The sequence below is a fragment of the Rhodococcus oryzae genome (genome assembly GCF_005049235.1).
Classification (GTDB): Bacteria; Actinomycetota; Actinomycetes; order Mycobacteriales; family Mycobacteriaceae; genus Rhodococcus_G; species Rhodococcus_G oryzae.
This window is the reverse complement of record NZ_SUMD01000001.1, coordinates 58,173-71,312: the sequence shown is the minus strand read 5'-3', so window position 1 is coordinate 71,312 and position 13,140 is coordinate 58,173. Positions and strand designations below refer to the sequence as shown.

The window sequence follows — 13,140 nt, the reverse complement described above, 5'->3', positions numbered from 1 at the left end:
CCCGCGGCGGGCGGGTTCAACCCAGCGCCGCAGCCCGCCCCTGCTTACGGGCCTTCGCCAGCCCGCGCCGCGCCAGGAAACCGTTGGCCAGCAGCACGATCGTCTTGTTCGCGGGTGCACGGAACCCGGCCTCGGTGTGCGGAGCGTAGCGCGCCTCGGTGCCGGTGACCTCGAGCCAGCCCGTGTTCTGGCGGGACTCGAGGCCGACGAGCTGGGCTCGATAGGAGTGCGCGAGCAGGCCGGCACGGCGGCCGCCGTGCGGCACCCAGGCCGGCACTCGCAGCCCGACGCCGTCGGCGTCGGCCGCGGTCACCGCGACCGGGGCGATCACCGGATATCGGTCCGCGTCGCGATAGGCGAGCAACAGGTGCGGCAGCCTCGCGGCACGCTCGCCGGTTCTCGCCGCGTCTACCCGCGGGCCGGTGCCCTTCTTCGGTGGCCGCTGCGGCTCGGCGGCGGCCCCGGGCAGCGGTGCGCCGAACACCTCGGGCTCGCCGTCTGCGCCTGCCGAGGGCCAGGCCACGACCCGGGTCACGGTCACCGTCACCAGCACCCGGTCCCCGTAGTAAGCGCGCAGCCAGCGGTCCCAGAACCACCCCGTCTTCGGTGCGCCCATGTACGGCTCCAGGCGCGAGCCGATCTCGTCGAGCGTTGCAGGGTCGGGGTGTGGGTCGAATCGGGCCTCGCCCTGGACGAGGACGAACCGCGGGTCGGGGCGATCACCGACGCCGTGTTCGCGGGCGTGGAACGCCAGTGCGACCCGGGGGTCGTCCTTGATGCGCTCGAGTTTGCGGCCGAAGCCGAGCGAGGTGGTGAAGCCGACCGTGCCGCGTTCGCGGTCGCGCATCCCGATGGGCGCCACCGACGTCACGACAGCCCCGCCCGCCGGGGTGAGGCAGGCGAGACCGCAGGTGAGGTCGCCGCCGATGATGTCGTCGACGTCGTCCGACCAGGTGACCGGCATGGGTCAAGGCTAGCGCCTGTGCGTGGTTGACGAGTGCAGGGACTCGTCAACCACGCACGGGCGGCGCAGCCGCCTGCCTACCCCTTCGCGGCGGCGACTCCGGCGCGGCGACCGTAGAAGCTGCCGTCGCCCAGCGAGGTTCCGCTCGCGTAGCCGCCCGCGCAGACGCCGGAGGTGCAGCGGCCGGCCGCGAACAGGCCGGGGATCGGCTCGCCGCTCACGTGCAGCACCTCCGAGTTGAGCGTGGTGCGCAGGCCGCCGAGGGTGAACCCGGCGGTGAAGTTGCGCAGGTCGAGCGCGGCGATGGGGGAGCCGATCGGCTTGCACCATTCGGACTTCTTGCCCAGCACCGGGTCCTCGCCGTTCTCGGCGTGCCGGTTGTACACCTCGACGGTCGAGACCAGCGCACCGGCAGGCAGGCCCATCTCCGACTCGAGCTCCTCGGCAGTCTCCGCCACCCACTTCGGCTGGAACCGGAAGAAGGGCGTCGAGCTGTCGCCCGCGCAGCCCTCCTCGTAGGCGGCTTCGTCGATGATCAGGTAGGCCTGGTTCTCGTTGCGCAGCAACGTCTCCTGGCCGATCCGGCCCGGGTAGGTGTCCTCGTTGACGTACCGCTGGCCGCGGCCGTTGACGAGGATGCCCCTGACCATCAGCTGCGGGTCGCCGAAGAACGCGACCTCGGTGGCGTCCATGTGCGCCAGGTCCGCGCCGAGGGCCTGTGCCATCCGGATCGCCCTGCCGTCGTGCTCCTCGATCGAGGCGCCCGGCTTGCCGATCAGGCGCGGTGCATAGTTCTGCACCATCTCCTTGTTGTAGGCGAAGCTGCCGGTGGCGAGCACCACGCCGGTGCGGGCGCGGACCGCGATCTCCTTGCCGTACTGCTTGGCGATGATCCCGACGACCCGACCATCCGCATCGACGATCAGGCGCTGCACCCGCATGTCGTATTCGGCCCGGACGCCGAGCTCCTCTGCCGTCTCCACCAGCGGCTTCATCAGCATGTAGCCGCCGCCCTTCTCGCCGGTGCGCTTGTCCGCCATCTGCGGGACGTGTCCGCGCGGCGCCGGGGTGGCGATGGTGTTGAACGGCGCCGCGTTCTCGCCGCCGGAGTACATGAGGCCGTCGTCGAACGGGGTCTCCCAGCCCGGCTGGCCGTAGAAGGACTCCTTGAACGGAACTCCGTTGTCCACCAGCCAGTTGTAGTGCTCGACGCTGCCATCGCAGTAGTCGGTGATCTTCTCCTCGTCGGCGCCGGGGCCGAGGGCCGCCATCATGAAGGCCTTCATGTTGGCAGGCGAGTCCTCGAAGCCGAGCGCCTTCTGAAGCGGGGTGCCGCCGCCGAGGTAGATGAATCCACCGGCCAGCGCCGCCGCGCCGCCCCAGCCGCTGGTCCGCTCGAGCACCAGGACGTCCGCGCCCGCGCGAGCGGCCTCGATCGCGGCGCTGACACCGGCGATCCCGTAACCGGCGACGACCACGTCGGCTTCGTAGTGCCACGTCTCGATGGTGTCGGCGGGCTGCGGGCGGATGGGAGTGGCCTCGGCCATGAATGTGATCCTTGTCTCGAGAGTTGTTGCCTAGAGTGCAGTATTTCCGGCCGAGCCTCAACCGGCGGTGGTTTCCGCGGAGTCGGCCTGGGAGGCCTCCGCGGCCTTCGCCGCGGTGCGAGCAGCCTTGCGGCGGTCCGCCTTGACGGCGATCAGGGCGTTGTTGAGTCCGGTACCCAGCGGCCAGCCGACGTAGTGGCAGAGGAAGATCGCCGCCTCCTCGACCTGTTCCTCGGTCAGTTCCTCGTTGTGCAATGCCGCGTTGATCTGGATCTTCGCGACGTCGCCCTGACCCTGCGCGGTGATGGCGCCGAGCAGCAACAGCCGACGGTCGCGCAGGCTCAGACCGGGCCGCGTCCAGATGTCGGCGAACAGATGGTCGGCGGTGACCGCGAAGAAGTCGCCGGGGATGTCGGCGGGCATCTCCCAGCCGTAGACCTGGTTCATCATCGCCACCCCGCGCGCGCGGGCGTCGCTCACACCGTTTCCGTCGGTCATGCGTGCTCCTTTGTTGCAGCGTCGGATAGTGCGCCGGTCCCGACCCCGAGTCCGGGGCCGAGGTCGGAGAGTGCTCGCCGGGCGAGCGGCAGGTCGACGTCGAGCCGCTCGCCGAGGTCGAGCGCCAGGGACAGGTCCTTCTCGCCGAGGTTGCGGACGTGCGAGAGGATCGGGTGCCAGAAGTCGTCATCGGCGACCGGGGCGGTGTTCTCGCGCAACATGATCGCGCCCGCGCCTCCGGTGATGGCGTCGGTGTGACGGACGACCTTGCCGAGCTCGCGGATGTCCAGGCCCGCTGCCTCGGCGAGGCGTTGTGCCTCGCTCGCGGCGGTGAACGAGACGAAGTGGAGCAGGTTGCGCGCCAGCTTCATCCGGGTGCCCGCGCCGACCGGGCCGGCGTGGACGACCAGCTCGGCCCAGCATGCGAACGGCCGGCTGACCGCGGCGAAGGCCTCCTCGGATCCGCCGACCATGACCGCGAGCCGGCCCTGCTTGGCGCCAGGGGCGCCGCCGCTGACGGGCGCATCGACCAGGTCGACCCCCCGTTCCCGGCAACGCTGCGCGAGGTCGGTGGCGGTCCGGTCACTGATCGTCGAGTGCACCGCGATCACCGTGCCGGGCGCGGCGGCGGCCAGGATCCCGTCGGGACCGTCGACCACGTCCCGCACCTGCGCGTCGTCGAGGACGGTCACCGAGATCACCTGGGCCTGTGCGGCGACCGCGGCGGGCGTGTCCGCCGCGGCGGCACCCGCGTCGGTGAACGAGGTCAGCGCCTCGGGTCGCGCGTCGCACACGACCAGGCCGCCGGGCCAGTCGAGCAGCCGGGTTGCCATCGGCGCGCCCATGTTGCCGAGGCCGATGTAGCCGACCGTGATGTCGGTGTCGCTGCCCGTCATGACCGGAACACCTGTCCGCCGTCGACGTTGAATATCTGCCCGGTCACCCAGCCCGCCTCGTCGGAGAGCAGGAACAGGCACATGCCGACCAGGTCTTCGGTGGTTCCCATGCGCTGCAGGGGAATCCGCCTGACGATGTCCTTGACGATATTGCCGGGGGTGACGGTGCGGGTGGCCTCGGTATCGATCGGGCCGGGCGCGATCGCGTTGATGCGGATGTTCGACCAGCCGAGTTCGGTGGCGAGCTGCTGGGTGAGGCTGTTGACGCCCGCTTTCGCCAGTCCGTAGTAGTTCGAGTACAACCAGGCCGCGGTGGAGGACTGGTTGACGATCGAGCCGCCGTTGGCCCGCATGTGCGGGACGACGGCCCTGCAGACCTGCAGCGCGCCGTCCATGTTCACGCTCATGAACCGTCGGTAGTAGTCCCAGTCCACCGTGAGCAGCGAGTCGATCTTCATCTCGCCGTAGATCGCGGCGTTGTTGACCAGGTGCTCGATGCTGCCGTATCTCTCGATCGTGAAGTCGGCCAGCGCCTTGGTCGATGCCCCGTCCGCCACATCGACTTCCTTGAAGGCGGCGGAGCCCCCGTCCGCGGTGATCTGCTTGGCCACGGTCTCGCCGAGCTCACGGTTGAGGTCGGCGACCACCACGTTGGCGCCCTCCGCCGCGAGCGCTCGCGCGTAGCCCTCGCCGATGCCCTGCGCCGCGCCGGTGACGATGGCGGTGCGTCCGTCGAAACGTCCCATGTGTTGTCTCCTCGGTAGGTGTATCGGGCTGCGGATCAGGCCGTCGCGGGGGAGGCGACGAGTTTGGTCTCCAGGTACTCCTCGAAGCCGGCCACGCCCATCTCGCGGCCGATCCCGGACTGCTTGTAGCCGCCGAACGGGGCGTCCGCGGAGTACCAGACCCCGCCGTTGACGCTGAGCGTTCCGGTGCGCACACCCGCGACCACGCGGTTCACGCGTTCCGGGTCGGTGCCCCACACCGAGCCGGACAGTCCGTACGGCGAGTCGTTGGCGATCCGGACGGCGTCCTCGTCGCCGTCGTGCGGGAGGATCACCAGGACCGGGCCGAAGATCTCCTCCTGGGCGACCCGTGCGGAGTTGTCCACCCCGGCGATCAGGGTCGGCTCGACGAAGAACCCGCGGTCCCGGTCGGCCGGTCGGCCACCGCCGGTGACGATGGTGCCGCCCTCCTCTACGGCGAGCTTCAGGTAGCCCTCCACCCGCTCGCGTTGGCGCGCGGAGATCAGTGGCCCGCAGACCGTTCCGGGCTTGCTGGGGTCGCCTGCGCGGATGCCGGACATGGTCGCGGCGGTCGCCGCGACCGCCTCGTCGTAGCGGGCCCGCGGGACCAGCAGCCGGGTCGTCAGCGCGCAGCCCTGCCCGGCGTGCACGCAGACCGAGAAGGCCGCGACCGAACAGGCGCTCGCGAGGTCGGCGTCGTCGAGCACGATGAACGCGGACTTGCCGCCGAGCTCGAGGAAGACCTTCTTGAGGCTGTCGGCCGCCGAGGCCATCACCGTGCGGCCGGTCGCGGTGGACCCGGTGAACGAGACCAGGTCGACGCGCGGGTCGGTGCACAGCTGCGCGCCGAGTGCGTGGTCGGTGGAGGTCACGATGTTGACCACGCCCGCCGGGATCTCGGTCTCCTCGGCGATCACCTTGCCGACCAGCGCCGCACACCACGGGGTGTCGGGTGCGGGCTTGAGTACCACGGTGTTGCCCGCGGCCAGGGCGGGCCCGAGCTTGGCGAAGTTGATCTGGTGCGGGAAGTTCCAGGGCGTGATCGCGCCGACGACGCCGACGGCTTCCTTGAGCACCCGGCGAGCGGTGGGGATCCCCATCGGCGTCGCGGACCCGAGATCGTGTTCCCACGAGTAGTTTTCGGCCAGGTCTGCCCAATAGCGCAGGTCTTCGACGGGTCCCTCGAGCTGTGGCCCGCTGGTCAACATCGCGGGCGCACCGACCTCGGCGATGGTCACCTCGCGCAACTCCTCGATGTGCGACTGCAAGGCGTCGCACAGTTGGCGCAGACACCGGGCGCGGAACGCATGATCGCGGGACCAGGTGCCCTGATCGAATGCGAGGCGGGCGGCGGCGATCGCGGCATCCATGTCGGCGGCGGTGGCCTCGGCCGCCGATCCGAGCACCTCCTCGGTGGCGGGGTTGAGCACCTCGAAGGTGCCGCCGGAGCCGGGGACGAGCTTTCCGTCGATCAGCAGGGCCGAACTGTCGGTCGGGCGAAGCGTCATGCTCAATTCCTCCACATCTGGACAGGTGTCTGGACTATAGTTCGCACAGAGGTGCCTCGCAATGCTTTCAGGCAGAAGAACGTCGAACGTTCCATTGATTGCAGGGAGTGATCCGATGAATCGAGTCGCAGGCAAGGTCGTGTTCGTGACCGGCGCAGCGCGTGGGCAGGGCCGCAGTCACGCGGTTCACCTCGCCGAAGAGGGTGCGGACATCATCGCGTTCGACCTGTGTGCGGACATCGCAAGCAACGAATACCCGCTCGCAACCGAGGCCGACCTGGAGGAGACGGCGAGGTTGGTCGAGAAGACCGGCCGCAGGGCCGTCACCGCCCGCGTCGACGTCCGCGACCGGGCGGCCGTCGAGGCGGCGCTGGCCGAGGCCGTTGGCGAGTTGGGAGGCCTCGATGTCGTGGTGGCCAACGCGGGAATCTGTCCGTTGGGCAAGCACGTTCCCAACGCGGGATTCGTGGACGCCTTCGATGTGAATTTCATCGGCGTGGTGAACACCGTGCACGCGGCGATGGAGTATCTGGGCGAGGGTGGCTCGATCATCGCGATCGGTTCGGTCGCCGGCCTCGTGCCGCAGACCGGGTTCAACGGCCAGCAGGCGCTGCAGGGTCCGGGCGGTGACGGGTACGGGCTGGCCAAGAAGCTGATCCAGGCATACACGAACTCGCTGGCGCTGACGTTGGGGCCGAGTTCGATCAGGGTGAACGCGATCCATCCGACGAACGTGAACACCGACATGTTGCAGAGTCCGCCGATGTACAAGACGTTCCGGCCCGACCTCGAGAACCCGACCGCAGAGGATGCGGCGCTGACCTTCCCGTTCATGCAGGCCATGCCTATTCCGTGGGTCGAGCCGGAGGACATCTCGCACGCGGTGGTGTACCTGGCCTCGGACGAATCGCGGTACGTGACCGGTCAGCAACTGCGGGTCGACGGCGGAGCCGGAATGAAGATCGGGCTCTAGGGCGCGAAAAGGGGTACCGCCGGACGGGAGACCGTAGTAATGTCCAGACACGTGTCCAGTCGTAGTTTCGAGTCGACCCGCAGGCGGTTGACCGAGAAGCAGGCCGACACCGTCGAGCGACTGACCGGTGCCGCCGTCGAGGTGCTGCGCGAGCAGGAGTTCGGTGGGCTGACCGTGCGTGCGGTTGCCGCGCGGGCGGGCGTCGGCCCGGCGACCGCGTACACCTACTTTTCGTCGAAGGAACATCTCGTCGCCGAGGTCTTCTGGCGACGGCTCGAGGCCTCCGAGGTTCCGGACGGCACCGGCCTGGACCGCACGGAACGGGTGCTGGCGGTCCTGCGCGGGATCGCACTGCTGCTGGCCGACGAGCCGGAGGTGTCCGACGCGGTGACCGGCGCGCTGCTCGGCGCCGATCCGGATGTCGAGCACCTGCGCGGCCGGATCGGATTCGAGATCCACAACCGGCTCGGGCAGGCCCTCGGCCCGGGATACGACCCAGAACTGCTCGAAACCCTCGAACTTCTCTACGCGGGAGCTCTCCTGCGCGCCGGGATGGGATACGGGTCCTACCCGCAACTCGCGCAGCGACTAGAGGCCTCCGCCAGACTGATCCTGGAGCCACGATGACCGAAGCCCTGATCACCCCGGTGGTCTTCAATCCGTACGACTACGACTTCCATGACGATCCGTACCCCACATACAAGCGGCTGCGTGAGGAGTCGCCGATCTATCACAATCCGGACATCGGGTTCTGGGCGCTCTCGCGGCACGGCGATATCGCCGACGCCTTCAAGGACAATCGCCGGCTCTCGAGTGCCAACGGCGTATCGCTCGATCCAGCCGCGTACGGACCGCACGCGCATCTGGTGATGTCCTTCCTCGCGATGGACGACCCGAGGCATATGCGGTTGCGGCAGTTGGTCTCTCGCGGGTTCACGCCCCGCCGGGTGGCCGAGCTCGAGGGGCGCATCCTGGAACTGACCGATCAGTACCTGGATCCTGCCCTGGCGGCGGGCGAGTTCGACTGGATCGCCGAGGTGGCAGGCAGGCTGCCGATGGATGTGATCTCCGAGCTGATGGGGGTGCCGGAACCGGATCGCGCGGAGCTGCGACGGATGGCAGACCTGGTTGTGCACCGGGAGGACGGGGTCCAGGACGTCCCGCAGGCCGCGGTGGAGTCCTCGATCAGCCTGATGGGCTACTACCGGGACATGATCGCCGAGCGCAGGCGGTCGGCGACGGAGGACCTGACCTCCGCGCTCCTCGAGGCCGAGATCGACGGGGACCGGCTCAGCGACGAGGAGATCCTCGGGTTCATGTTCCTGATGGTGGTGGCGGGCAACGAGACCACCACGAAGCTGCTGGGGAACGCACTGTACTGGGGTTCACGGCATCCCGGCCAGGTCGCGCCGGTGCTCGCCGACCCGGACCGGGCACCGGACTGGGTGGAGGAGACGCTGCGCTACGACACCTCGAGCCAGATCGTCGCCCGCACCACGGCGGTTGACCTCGAGTACTACGGCCAGACCGTGCCGGCGGGGGAGAAGATGCTGCTCCTGATCGGCTCCGCCAATCGGGACTCCGGCGTGTTCGAGGACGCCGACGAGTTCCAGATCGGCCGGAACTCGACCAACAAGCTGGCGAGTTTCGGTGGCGGCGTGCACTTCTGCCTCGGTGCCCACCTGGCCAGGCTCGAGGCCAACATCGCGCTCGCCGAGTTCGCCAGGAAGGTGTCCGACTTCGAGGTCGACGAGTCCGGGCTCGAGCGCGTCCATTCGACGAACGTCAGGGGCTTCGCGGCCCTGCCGGTGAAGGTGCAGGTGCGCTGATGCCACGATTCGAACCGAACCCGGAGCGCAGGCCCGCGGTGATCTCCGGCGCGTCCTCGGGGATCGGCGCCGCCACCGCCTACGCGCTCGCCGAGCTCGGCCATCCGGTGGCGCTGGGCGCCAGGCGCGTCGCGGAGTGCGAGGCGATTGCGGAGAAGATCCGGCAGGGCGGCGGCGAGGCGTTCGCGCATTTCCTGGACGTGACCGACGCCGCCTCGGTCGACGAGTTCGTCACCGCCGCCGAGGACGCCTTGGGGCCGACGGAGATCGTGCTCTCCGGCGCGGGCGACCTCGAGTTCGGTGCGGCCGACCAGATGGAGCCGGAGCGATTCCTGAAGCAGGTCGAGGTGCACCTGGTCGGTGCGCAACGGCTGGCGTACCGGATCCTGCCCGGGATGCGTGAGCGGCGCCGCGGCGACTTCGTTCTGATCGGATCCGACTGCGCGGACCGTCCACGACCGCTGATGGGCGCCTACGACGCGGCCAAGGCGGGGCTCGAGGCGATGGGGCGGCAGATGCGAATGGAGCTCGAGGGCACCGGGATCCGCGCCTCCATCGTCAGGCCGGGGCCGACGCTCACCGGGATGGGCATGGATTCCACCCCGGAGGTCATCGGCCCGCTCGCCGAATCCTGGAAGACCTGGGGGTTCGCCCGGCACGGCTACTTCCTGCGTGCCTCCGACATCGCGAACGCAGTCGTCGCGGTGGTGTCGGCGCCGCGCGGCGCACACCTGGTGCTGGTCGAGGTCCAGCCGGAGGCGCCGCTGAGCGCCCGCGACACCGAGAACCACCCCGACTCGAAGGAGGCGAAGAGATGAGTCTGCAAGACCCCCAACGCGTATCCGGCGGCGAGCACGAGCACGGCCACCTCGAGGAATTGCGCACCGATCCGATCGCGTTGATGCGCCGCGTGCGCGAAGAGTGCGGCGATGTCGGGTCCTTCCGGCTCGCCGACCGTGAGGTGGTGCTGCTCTCCGGGGCCGAGGCCAACGAGTTCTTCTTCCGCTCGTCGGACGAGGACCTCGACCAGCAGGCCGCGTACCCGTTCATGAAGCCGATCTTCGGGGCGGGTGTGGTGTTCGACGCCAGCCCGGAGCGGCGCAAGGAGATGCTGCACAACCAGGCACTGCGCGGTGAGCAGATGAAGGGCCACGCCGCGACGATCGGTGCCGAGGTGGAGGCGATGGTCGCGGGCTGGGGCGACGAGGGGGAGATCGATCTGCTCGACTTCTTCGCCGAGCTGACCATCTACACCTCCTCGGCCTGCCTGATCGGCAAGAAGTTCCGCGACCAGCTCGACGATCGGTTCGCCAAGCTCTACCACGAGCTCGAACAGGGCACGGACGCACTCGCATTCGTCGATCCGTACGCACCGATCGAGAGCTTCCGGCGCCGCGACGAGGCGCGGCTGGCGCTCGTGGCTCTGGTGCAGGAGATCATGACCGGACGGATCGCGAACCCGCCGCAGGGCAAGGACGACCGGGACATGCTCGACGTGCTGGTCTCGATCAAGGACGAGTCCGGTGCGGAGCGGTTCAGCGCCGACGAGATCACCGGCATCTTCATCTCGATGATGTTCGCGGGCCACCACACCACCTCCGGCACCGCGGCATGGAGCCTGATCGAACTGCTCCGGCACCCGGACGCCATGAAACAGGTGGTCGGCGAGCTCGATGAGCTGTACTCGGATGGCGCGGACATCAGCTTTCATGCGCTGCGGCAGATCCCGGTGCTGGAGGCGGTGGTCAAGGAGACCCTGCGGTTGCACCCGCCGCTGATCATCCTGCTGCGGCTGGCGCGTGACGACTTCGAGGTCGGTGGTTTCCGGATCGAGAAGGGCAACCTGGTCGCGGCGACTCCGGCGATCTCCAATCGGATCCCCGAGGACTTCCCGCGCCCGGACGACTTCGACCCGGGTCGCTACATCGATCCGAACCAGGAGGACATCGTCAACCGGTGGACCTGGATCCCGTTCGGCGCCGGTAGGCACCGCTGCGTCGGGGCCGCGTTCGCCCAGATGCAGCTCAAGGCGATCTTTTCGATCCTGTTGCGGGACTTCGAGTTCGAGATGGCACAGCCGTCGGAGTCGTACCGCAACGACCACAGCAAGATGGTGGTCCAGCTCGAGCAACCGTGCCGGGTCCGGTATCGCAGGCGGCGAGTCGAATGAGGATCGAGGTCGACGCGGACCTGTGCCAGGGGCATGCCGCCTGCGAGATGGAGGCGCCCGAGGTCTTCTCGGTGCCCAAGCACGGAACCGTGCAGATCCTCGACCCCGACCCTCCCGAGTCCCTGCGCGCGAGTGTGGAGAACGCGGTGAAGTTCTGTCCGACCCGCGCGCTGAGAATGACCGAATCCGAAGGAGACCAGTGATGACCCAGTTCGATCGTGCGGAACTCGACGAGATGGTGTCGCGTTGGGTCGAGGAGAACAAGCGTTGCGAGGCAGCAGGCGACTGGAAGCCGTTGGCGCAGATGTACACCGAGGACGCGACCTACGGCTGGAACTACGGCCCGCAGCAGGACTTCATGGCCGTCGGCCGCGACGAGATCCGCGACATCGCCCTCGGCCAGGAGATGTTCGGGCTCGAGGGCTGGCAGTACCCCTACCAGGAGTTCGTCGTCGACGAGCGCAGCGGCAACGTCATCGGCCTCTGGAAGCAGATTGCCGACGCCACCCGCGCCGACGGCAGCAACTACTCCGTCCACGGCATCGGTGGCAGCTGGTTCCGCTACGGCGGAGACTTCCAGTGGTCCTGGCAGCGTGATTTCTTCGACTTCGGCAACGTCTCGGCGCTGTTCCTGGAGATGATCACCGACGGCGCGCTCTCGGACGGAATGAACGCGCGCATCCAGCGGTCGGTCTCCGGGGAGAAGCTCCCCGGCTGGTACCCGGCCGGCGGCGCCCCGGTTCCACTGTGGTGAGCGGGGTGGCGGTCAGCGATTCGTTCGCGGCGCTGTCGCGGGCGGATCTCGCGACACTGGTGCCCGAGTTGCTGCTGTGCGGGCAGCTGATCGATCGCTCGGGAATGGCTCACCTCATCGTGGAGTTCGGGCGCGAGGGCATGGCGGCCGTCGCGATCGAGGAGTGGCAGGCGTCGAGCCCCTGGTACACGCGCAGGATGCAGAAGGCGCTGGGATACGAGGGCGACGACGTGGTCACGATCTTCAAGGGCCTGCAGCTCGATATCGGGGCACCGCCCCAGTTCATGGACTTTCGGTATCGGGTCGACGATCCCGCACACGGCGAGTTCTGGCTTGATCACTGCGGCGCACTGATGGATGTCGAGCCGCTCGGTGACGAGTACGTGACGACGATGTGCCATGACATCGAGGACCCGACTTTCGATGCGACCGCGCTTGCCACCAATCCACACGCACAGGTGCGGCCCATCCACCGCCCGCCGCGCCGACCGGCCGACCGGAAGCCGCACTGCGCGTGGACGGTGGTCATCGACCCGTCGCACGTGCCGCCCCAGATGACTACGCACACCGAGCAGATCGGCCGCACCGCGGCCAACACGGTGGAGCTGAGCCCCATCGACCGTACGGGGGAGGGCGCGCACGACTACTCGGGCCCTTTGCTCTCCGACGTCCGTTTCGCGGACTTCTCGCACTCGGCCCTGGTGCGGATCGCCGAGGAGGTCTGCCTGCAACACCACCTGCTCGCGCTCGGCTTCCTCCTCGCGGTCCGCAAGCGGGCGCAGGAGGACAAGGCGCTCGAGATCACGCGCAAGCAACTGACCGGGATCGCGGGCGTGGCCGCGCAGCGGATCCGCGATGCGCTCGGGCTGCCGCGTGACCTGGCCGGCCTTGCCGAGGTGCTGTCGGTGCATCCGCTGCTGAACCCGAAGCAGTACGTGGACAGCGACATCCGGCTCGGTGGTGGTCGGCTGGAGCTGCTGCTCGGTCGCGGCGGAGCGGCGGACGCCGACGGAGCCTGGCCCGCCCTGGTCGACGGCGACCACCTCGAGCCGCTGCAGGCACTGGTACGCGGGGTCGATCCCCGGTTCACCGTCCGACTGCTCTCGGAGGACGTCGACGCGCTCCTCGTCGAGGTGGTGACCGAGGACGAACCCGCGCCCGAGTGTGTCGAGGTCGCCATCACCCGGGTCAGTACCGGAGCCGGGTTCGTGTTCGCAGATCGTGGAATCCCCCTGCCGCTCACGGTGATCTGAGC

The 13,140-nt window shown here is 68.8% G+C and carries 14 protein-coding genes; 8 read left to right on the top strand and 6 right to left on the bottom strand.

Features of this window, described 5'->3' with window-relative positions; all coding sequences use genetic code 11:
* Window positions 1-16: 16 nt before the first annotated feature.
* The 6 genes from FCG67_RS00255 to FCG67_RS00230 form a co-directional block, all read right to left on the bottom strand.
* Complete coding sequence (locus FCG67_RS00255; RefSeq protein WP_136906147.1) at window positions 17-964, bottom strand: pyridoxamine 5'-phosphate oxidase family protein; 948 nt, start codon at window positions 962-964, stop codon at window positions 17-19.
* 77 nt (window positions 965-1,041) lie between these two features.
* A complete protein-coding gene (locus FCG67_RS00250; protein ID WP_136906145.1) occupies window positions 1,042-2,511 on the bottom strand; it encodes an FAD-dependent oxidoreductase in 1,470 nt (489 codons plus the stop codon).
* A 57-nt stretch (window positions 2,512-2,568) separates the two neighbouring features.
* Window positions 2,569-3,009, bottom strand: coding sequence for a carboxymuconolactone decarboxylase family protein (locus FCG67_RS00245; protein ID WP_136906143.1), 441 nt, complete (start codon window positions 3,007-3,009; stop codon window positions 2,569-2,571).
* Window positions 3,006-3,905 carry an NAD(P)-dependent oxidoreductase gene (locus tag FCG67_RS00240; RefSeq protein ID WP_136906141.1) on the bottom strand — a complete coding sequence of 300 codons (900 nt, stop codon included), beginning with the start codon at window positions 3,903-3,905 and terminating at the stop codon, window positions 3,006-3,008. Before FCG67_RS00240 ends, FCG67_RS00245 begins: the two co-directional genes overlap by 4 nt.
* Window positions 3,902-4,651 (bottom strand): SDR family oxidoreductase, encoded by a 750-nt coding sequence (locus FCG67_RS00235; protein ID WP_136906139.1) that lies wholly within the window; start codon window positions 4,649-4,651, stop codon window positions 3,902-3,904. The genes FCG67_RS00240 and FCG67_RS00235 overlap by 4 nt, the downstream gene beginning before the upstream one ends.
* A gap of 35 nt (window positions 4,652-4,686) precedes the next feature.
* The gene (locus tag FCG67_RS00230) at window positions 4,687-6,159 is read right to left on the bottom strand and encodes an aldehyde dehydrogenase (RefSeq protein WP_136906137.1); all 1,473 of its coding nucleotides are present in this window, start codon (window positions 6,157-6,159) and stop codon (window positions 4,687-4,689) included.
* A 115-nt stretch (window positions 6,160-6,274) separates the two neighbouring features.
* Here FCG67_RS00230 and FCG67_RS00225 point away from each other — a divergent pair, with 115 nt between their 5' ends.
* From FCG67_RS00225 to FCG67_RS00190, 8 genes are read left to right on the top strand one after another with little or no spacing between them, the layout of a single operon-like run.
* Window positions 6,275-7,132: a mycofactocin-coupled SDR family oxidoreductase gene (locus FCG67_RS00225; RefSeq protein WP_136906135.1), complete on the top strand. Its 858-nt coding sequence runs from the start codon at window positions 6,275-6,277 to the stop codon at window positions 7,130-7,132.
* 39 nt (window positions 7,133-7,171) lie between these two features.
* Window positions 7,172-7,759: a TetR/AcrR family transcriptional regulator gene (locus FCG67_RS00220; protein ID WP_136906133.1), complete on the top strand. Its 588-nt coding sequence runs from the start codon at window positions 7,172-7,174 to the stop codon at window positions 7,757-7,759.
* Window positions 7,756-8,961 (top strand): cytochrome P450, encoded by a 1,206-nt coding sequence (locus tag FCG67_RS00215; RefSeq protein WP_136906131.1) that lies wholly within the window; start codon window positions 7,756-7,758, stop codon window positions 8,959-8,961. Before FCG67_RS00220 ends, FCG67_RS00215 begins: the two co-directional genes overlap by 4 nt.
* Window positions 8,961-9,779: an SDR family oxidoreductase gene (locus FCG67_RS00210; protein WP_136906130.1), complete on the top strand. Its 819-nt coding sequence runs from the start codon at window positions 8,961-8,963 to the stop codon at window positions 9,777-9,779. Before FCG67_RS00215 ends, FCG67_RS00210 begins: the two co-directional genes overlap by 1 nt.
* Entirely contained in the window at window positions 9,776-11,131 is a 1,356-nt protein-coding gene (locus tag FCG67_RS00205; RefSeq protein ID WP_136906128.1) for a cytochrome P450, read from the top strand. Before FCG67_RS00210 ends, FCG67_RS00205 begins: the two co-directional genes overlap by 4 nt.
* Complete coding sequence (locus tag FCG67_RS00200) at window positions 11,128-11,334, top strand: ferredoxin (protein ID WP_136906127.1); 207 nt, start codon at window positions 11,128-11,130, stop codon at window positions 11,332-11,334. The genes FCG67_RS00205 and FCG67_RS00200 overlap by 4 nt, the downstream gene beginning before the upstream one ends.
* Complete coding sequence (locus tag FCG67_RS00195; protein WP_136906125.1) at window positions 11,334-11,885, top strand: Cif family virulence factor; 552 nt, start codon at window positions 11,334-11,336, stop codon at window positions 11,883-11,885. Before FCG67_RS00200 ends, FCG67_RS00195 begins: the two co-directional genes overlap by 1 nt.
* Entirely contained in the window at window positions 11,879-13,138 is a 1,260-nt protein-coding gene (locus FCG67_RS00190; RefSeq protein WP_136906123.1) for a hypothetical protein, read from the top strand. The genes FCG67_RS00195 and FCG67_RS00190 overlap by 7 nt, the downstream gene beginning before the upstream one ends.
* Window positions 13,139-13,140: the final 2 nt, after the last annotated feature.

Excerpts from the sequence above, each read along its gene's own strand:
- FCG67_RS00255 (WP_136906147.1), bottom strand. The coding sequence starts at position 964 with ATGCCGGTCACCTGGTCGGACGACGTCGACGACATCATCGGCGGCGAC.
- FCG67_RS00250 (WP_136906145.1), bottom strand. The coding sequence starts at position 2,511 with ATGGCCGAGGCCACTCCCATCCGCCCGCAGCCCGCCGACACCATCGAG.
- FCG67_RS00245 (WP_136906143.1), bottom strand. The coding sequence starts at position 3,009 with ATGACCGACGGAAACGGTGTGAGCGACGCCCGCGCGCGCGGGGTGGCG.
- FCG67_RS00240 (WP_136906141.1), bottom strand. The coding sequence starts at position 3,905 with ATGACGGGCAGCGACACCGACATCACGGTCGGCTACATCGGCCTCGGC.
- FCG67_RS00235 (WP_136906139.1), bottom strand. The coding sequence starts at position 4,651 with ATGGGACGTTTCGACGGACGCACCGCCATCGTCACCGGCGCGGCGCAG.
- FCG67_RS00230 (WP_136906137.1), bottom strand. The coding sequence starts at position 6,159 with ATGACGCTTCGCCCGACCGACAGTTCGGCCCTGCTGATCGACGGAAAG.
- FCG67_RS00225 (WP_136906135.1), top strand. The coding sequence starts at position 6,275 with ATGAATCGAGTCGCAGGCAAGGTCGTGTTCGTGACCGGCGCAGCGCGT.
- FCG67_RS00220 (WP_136906133.1), top strand. The coding sequence starts at position 7,172 with ATGTCCAGACACGTGTCCAGTCGTAGTTTCGAGTCGACCCGCAGGCGG.
- FCG67_RS00215 (WP_136906131.1), top strand. The coding sequence starts at position 7,756 with ATGACCGAAGCCCTGATCACCCCGGTGGTCTTCAATCCGTACGACTAC.
- FCG67_RS00210 (WP_136906130.1), top strand. The coding sequence starts at position 8,961 with ATGCCACGATTCGAACCGAACCCGGAGCGCAGGCCCGCGGTGATCTCC.
- FCG67_RS00205 (WP_136906128.1), top strand. The coding sequence starts at position 9,776 with ATGAGTCTGCAAGACCCCCAACGCGTATCCGGCGGCGAGCACGAGCAC.
- FCG67_RS00200 (WP_136906127.1), top strand. The coding sequence starts at position 11,128 with ATGAGGATCGAGGTCGACGCGGACCTGTGCCAGGGGCATGCCGCCTGC.
- FCG67_RS00195 (WP_136906125.1), top strand. The coding sequence starts at position 11,334 with ATGACCCAGTTCGATCGTGCGGAACTCGACGAGATGGTGTCGCGTTGG.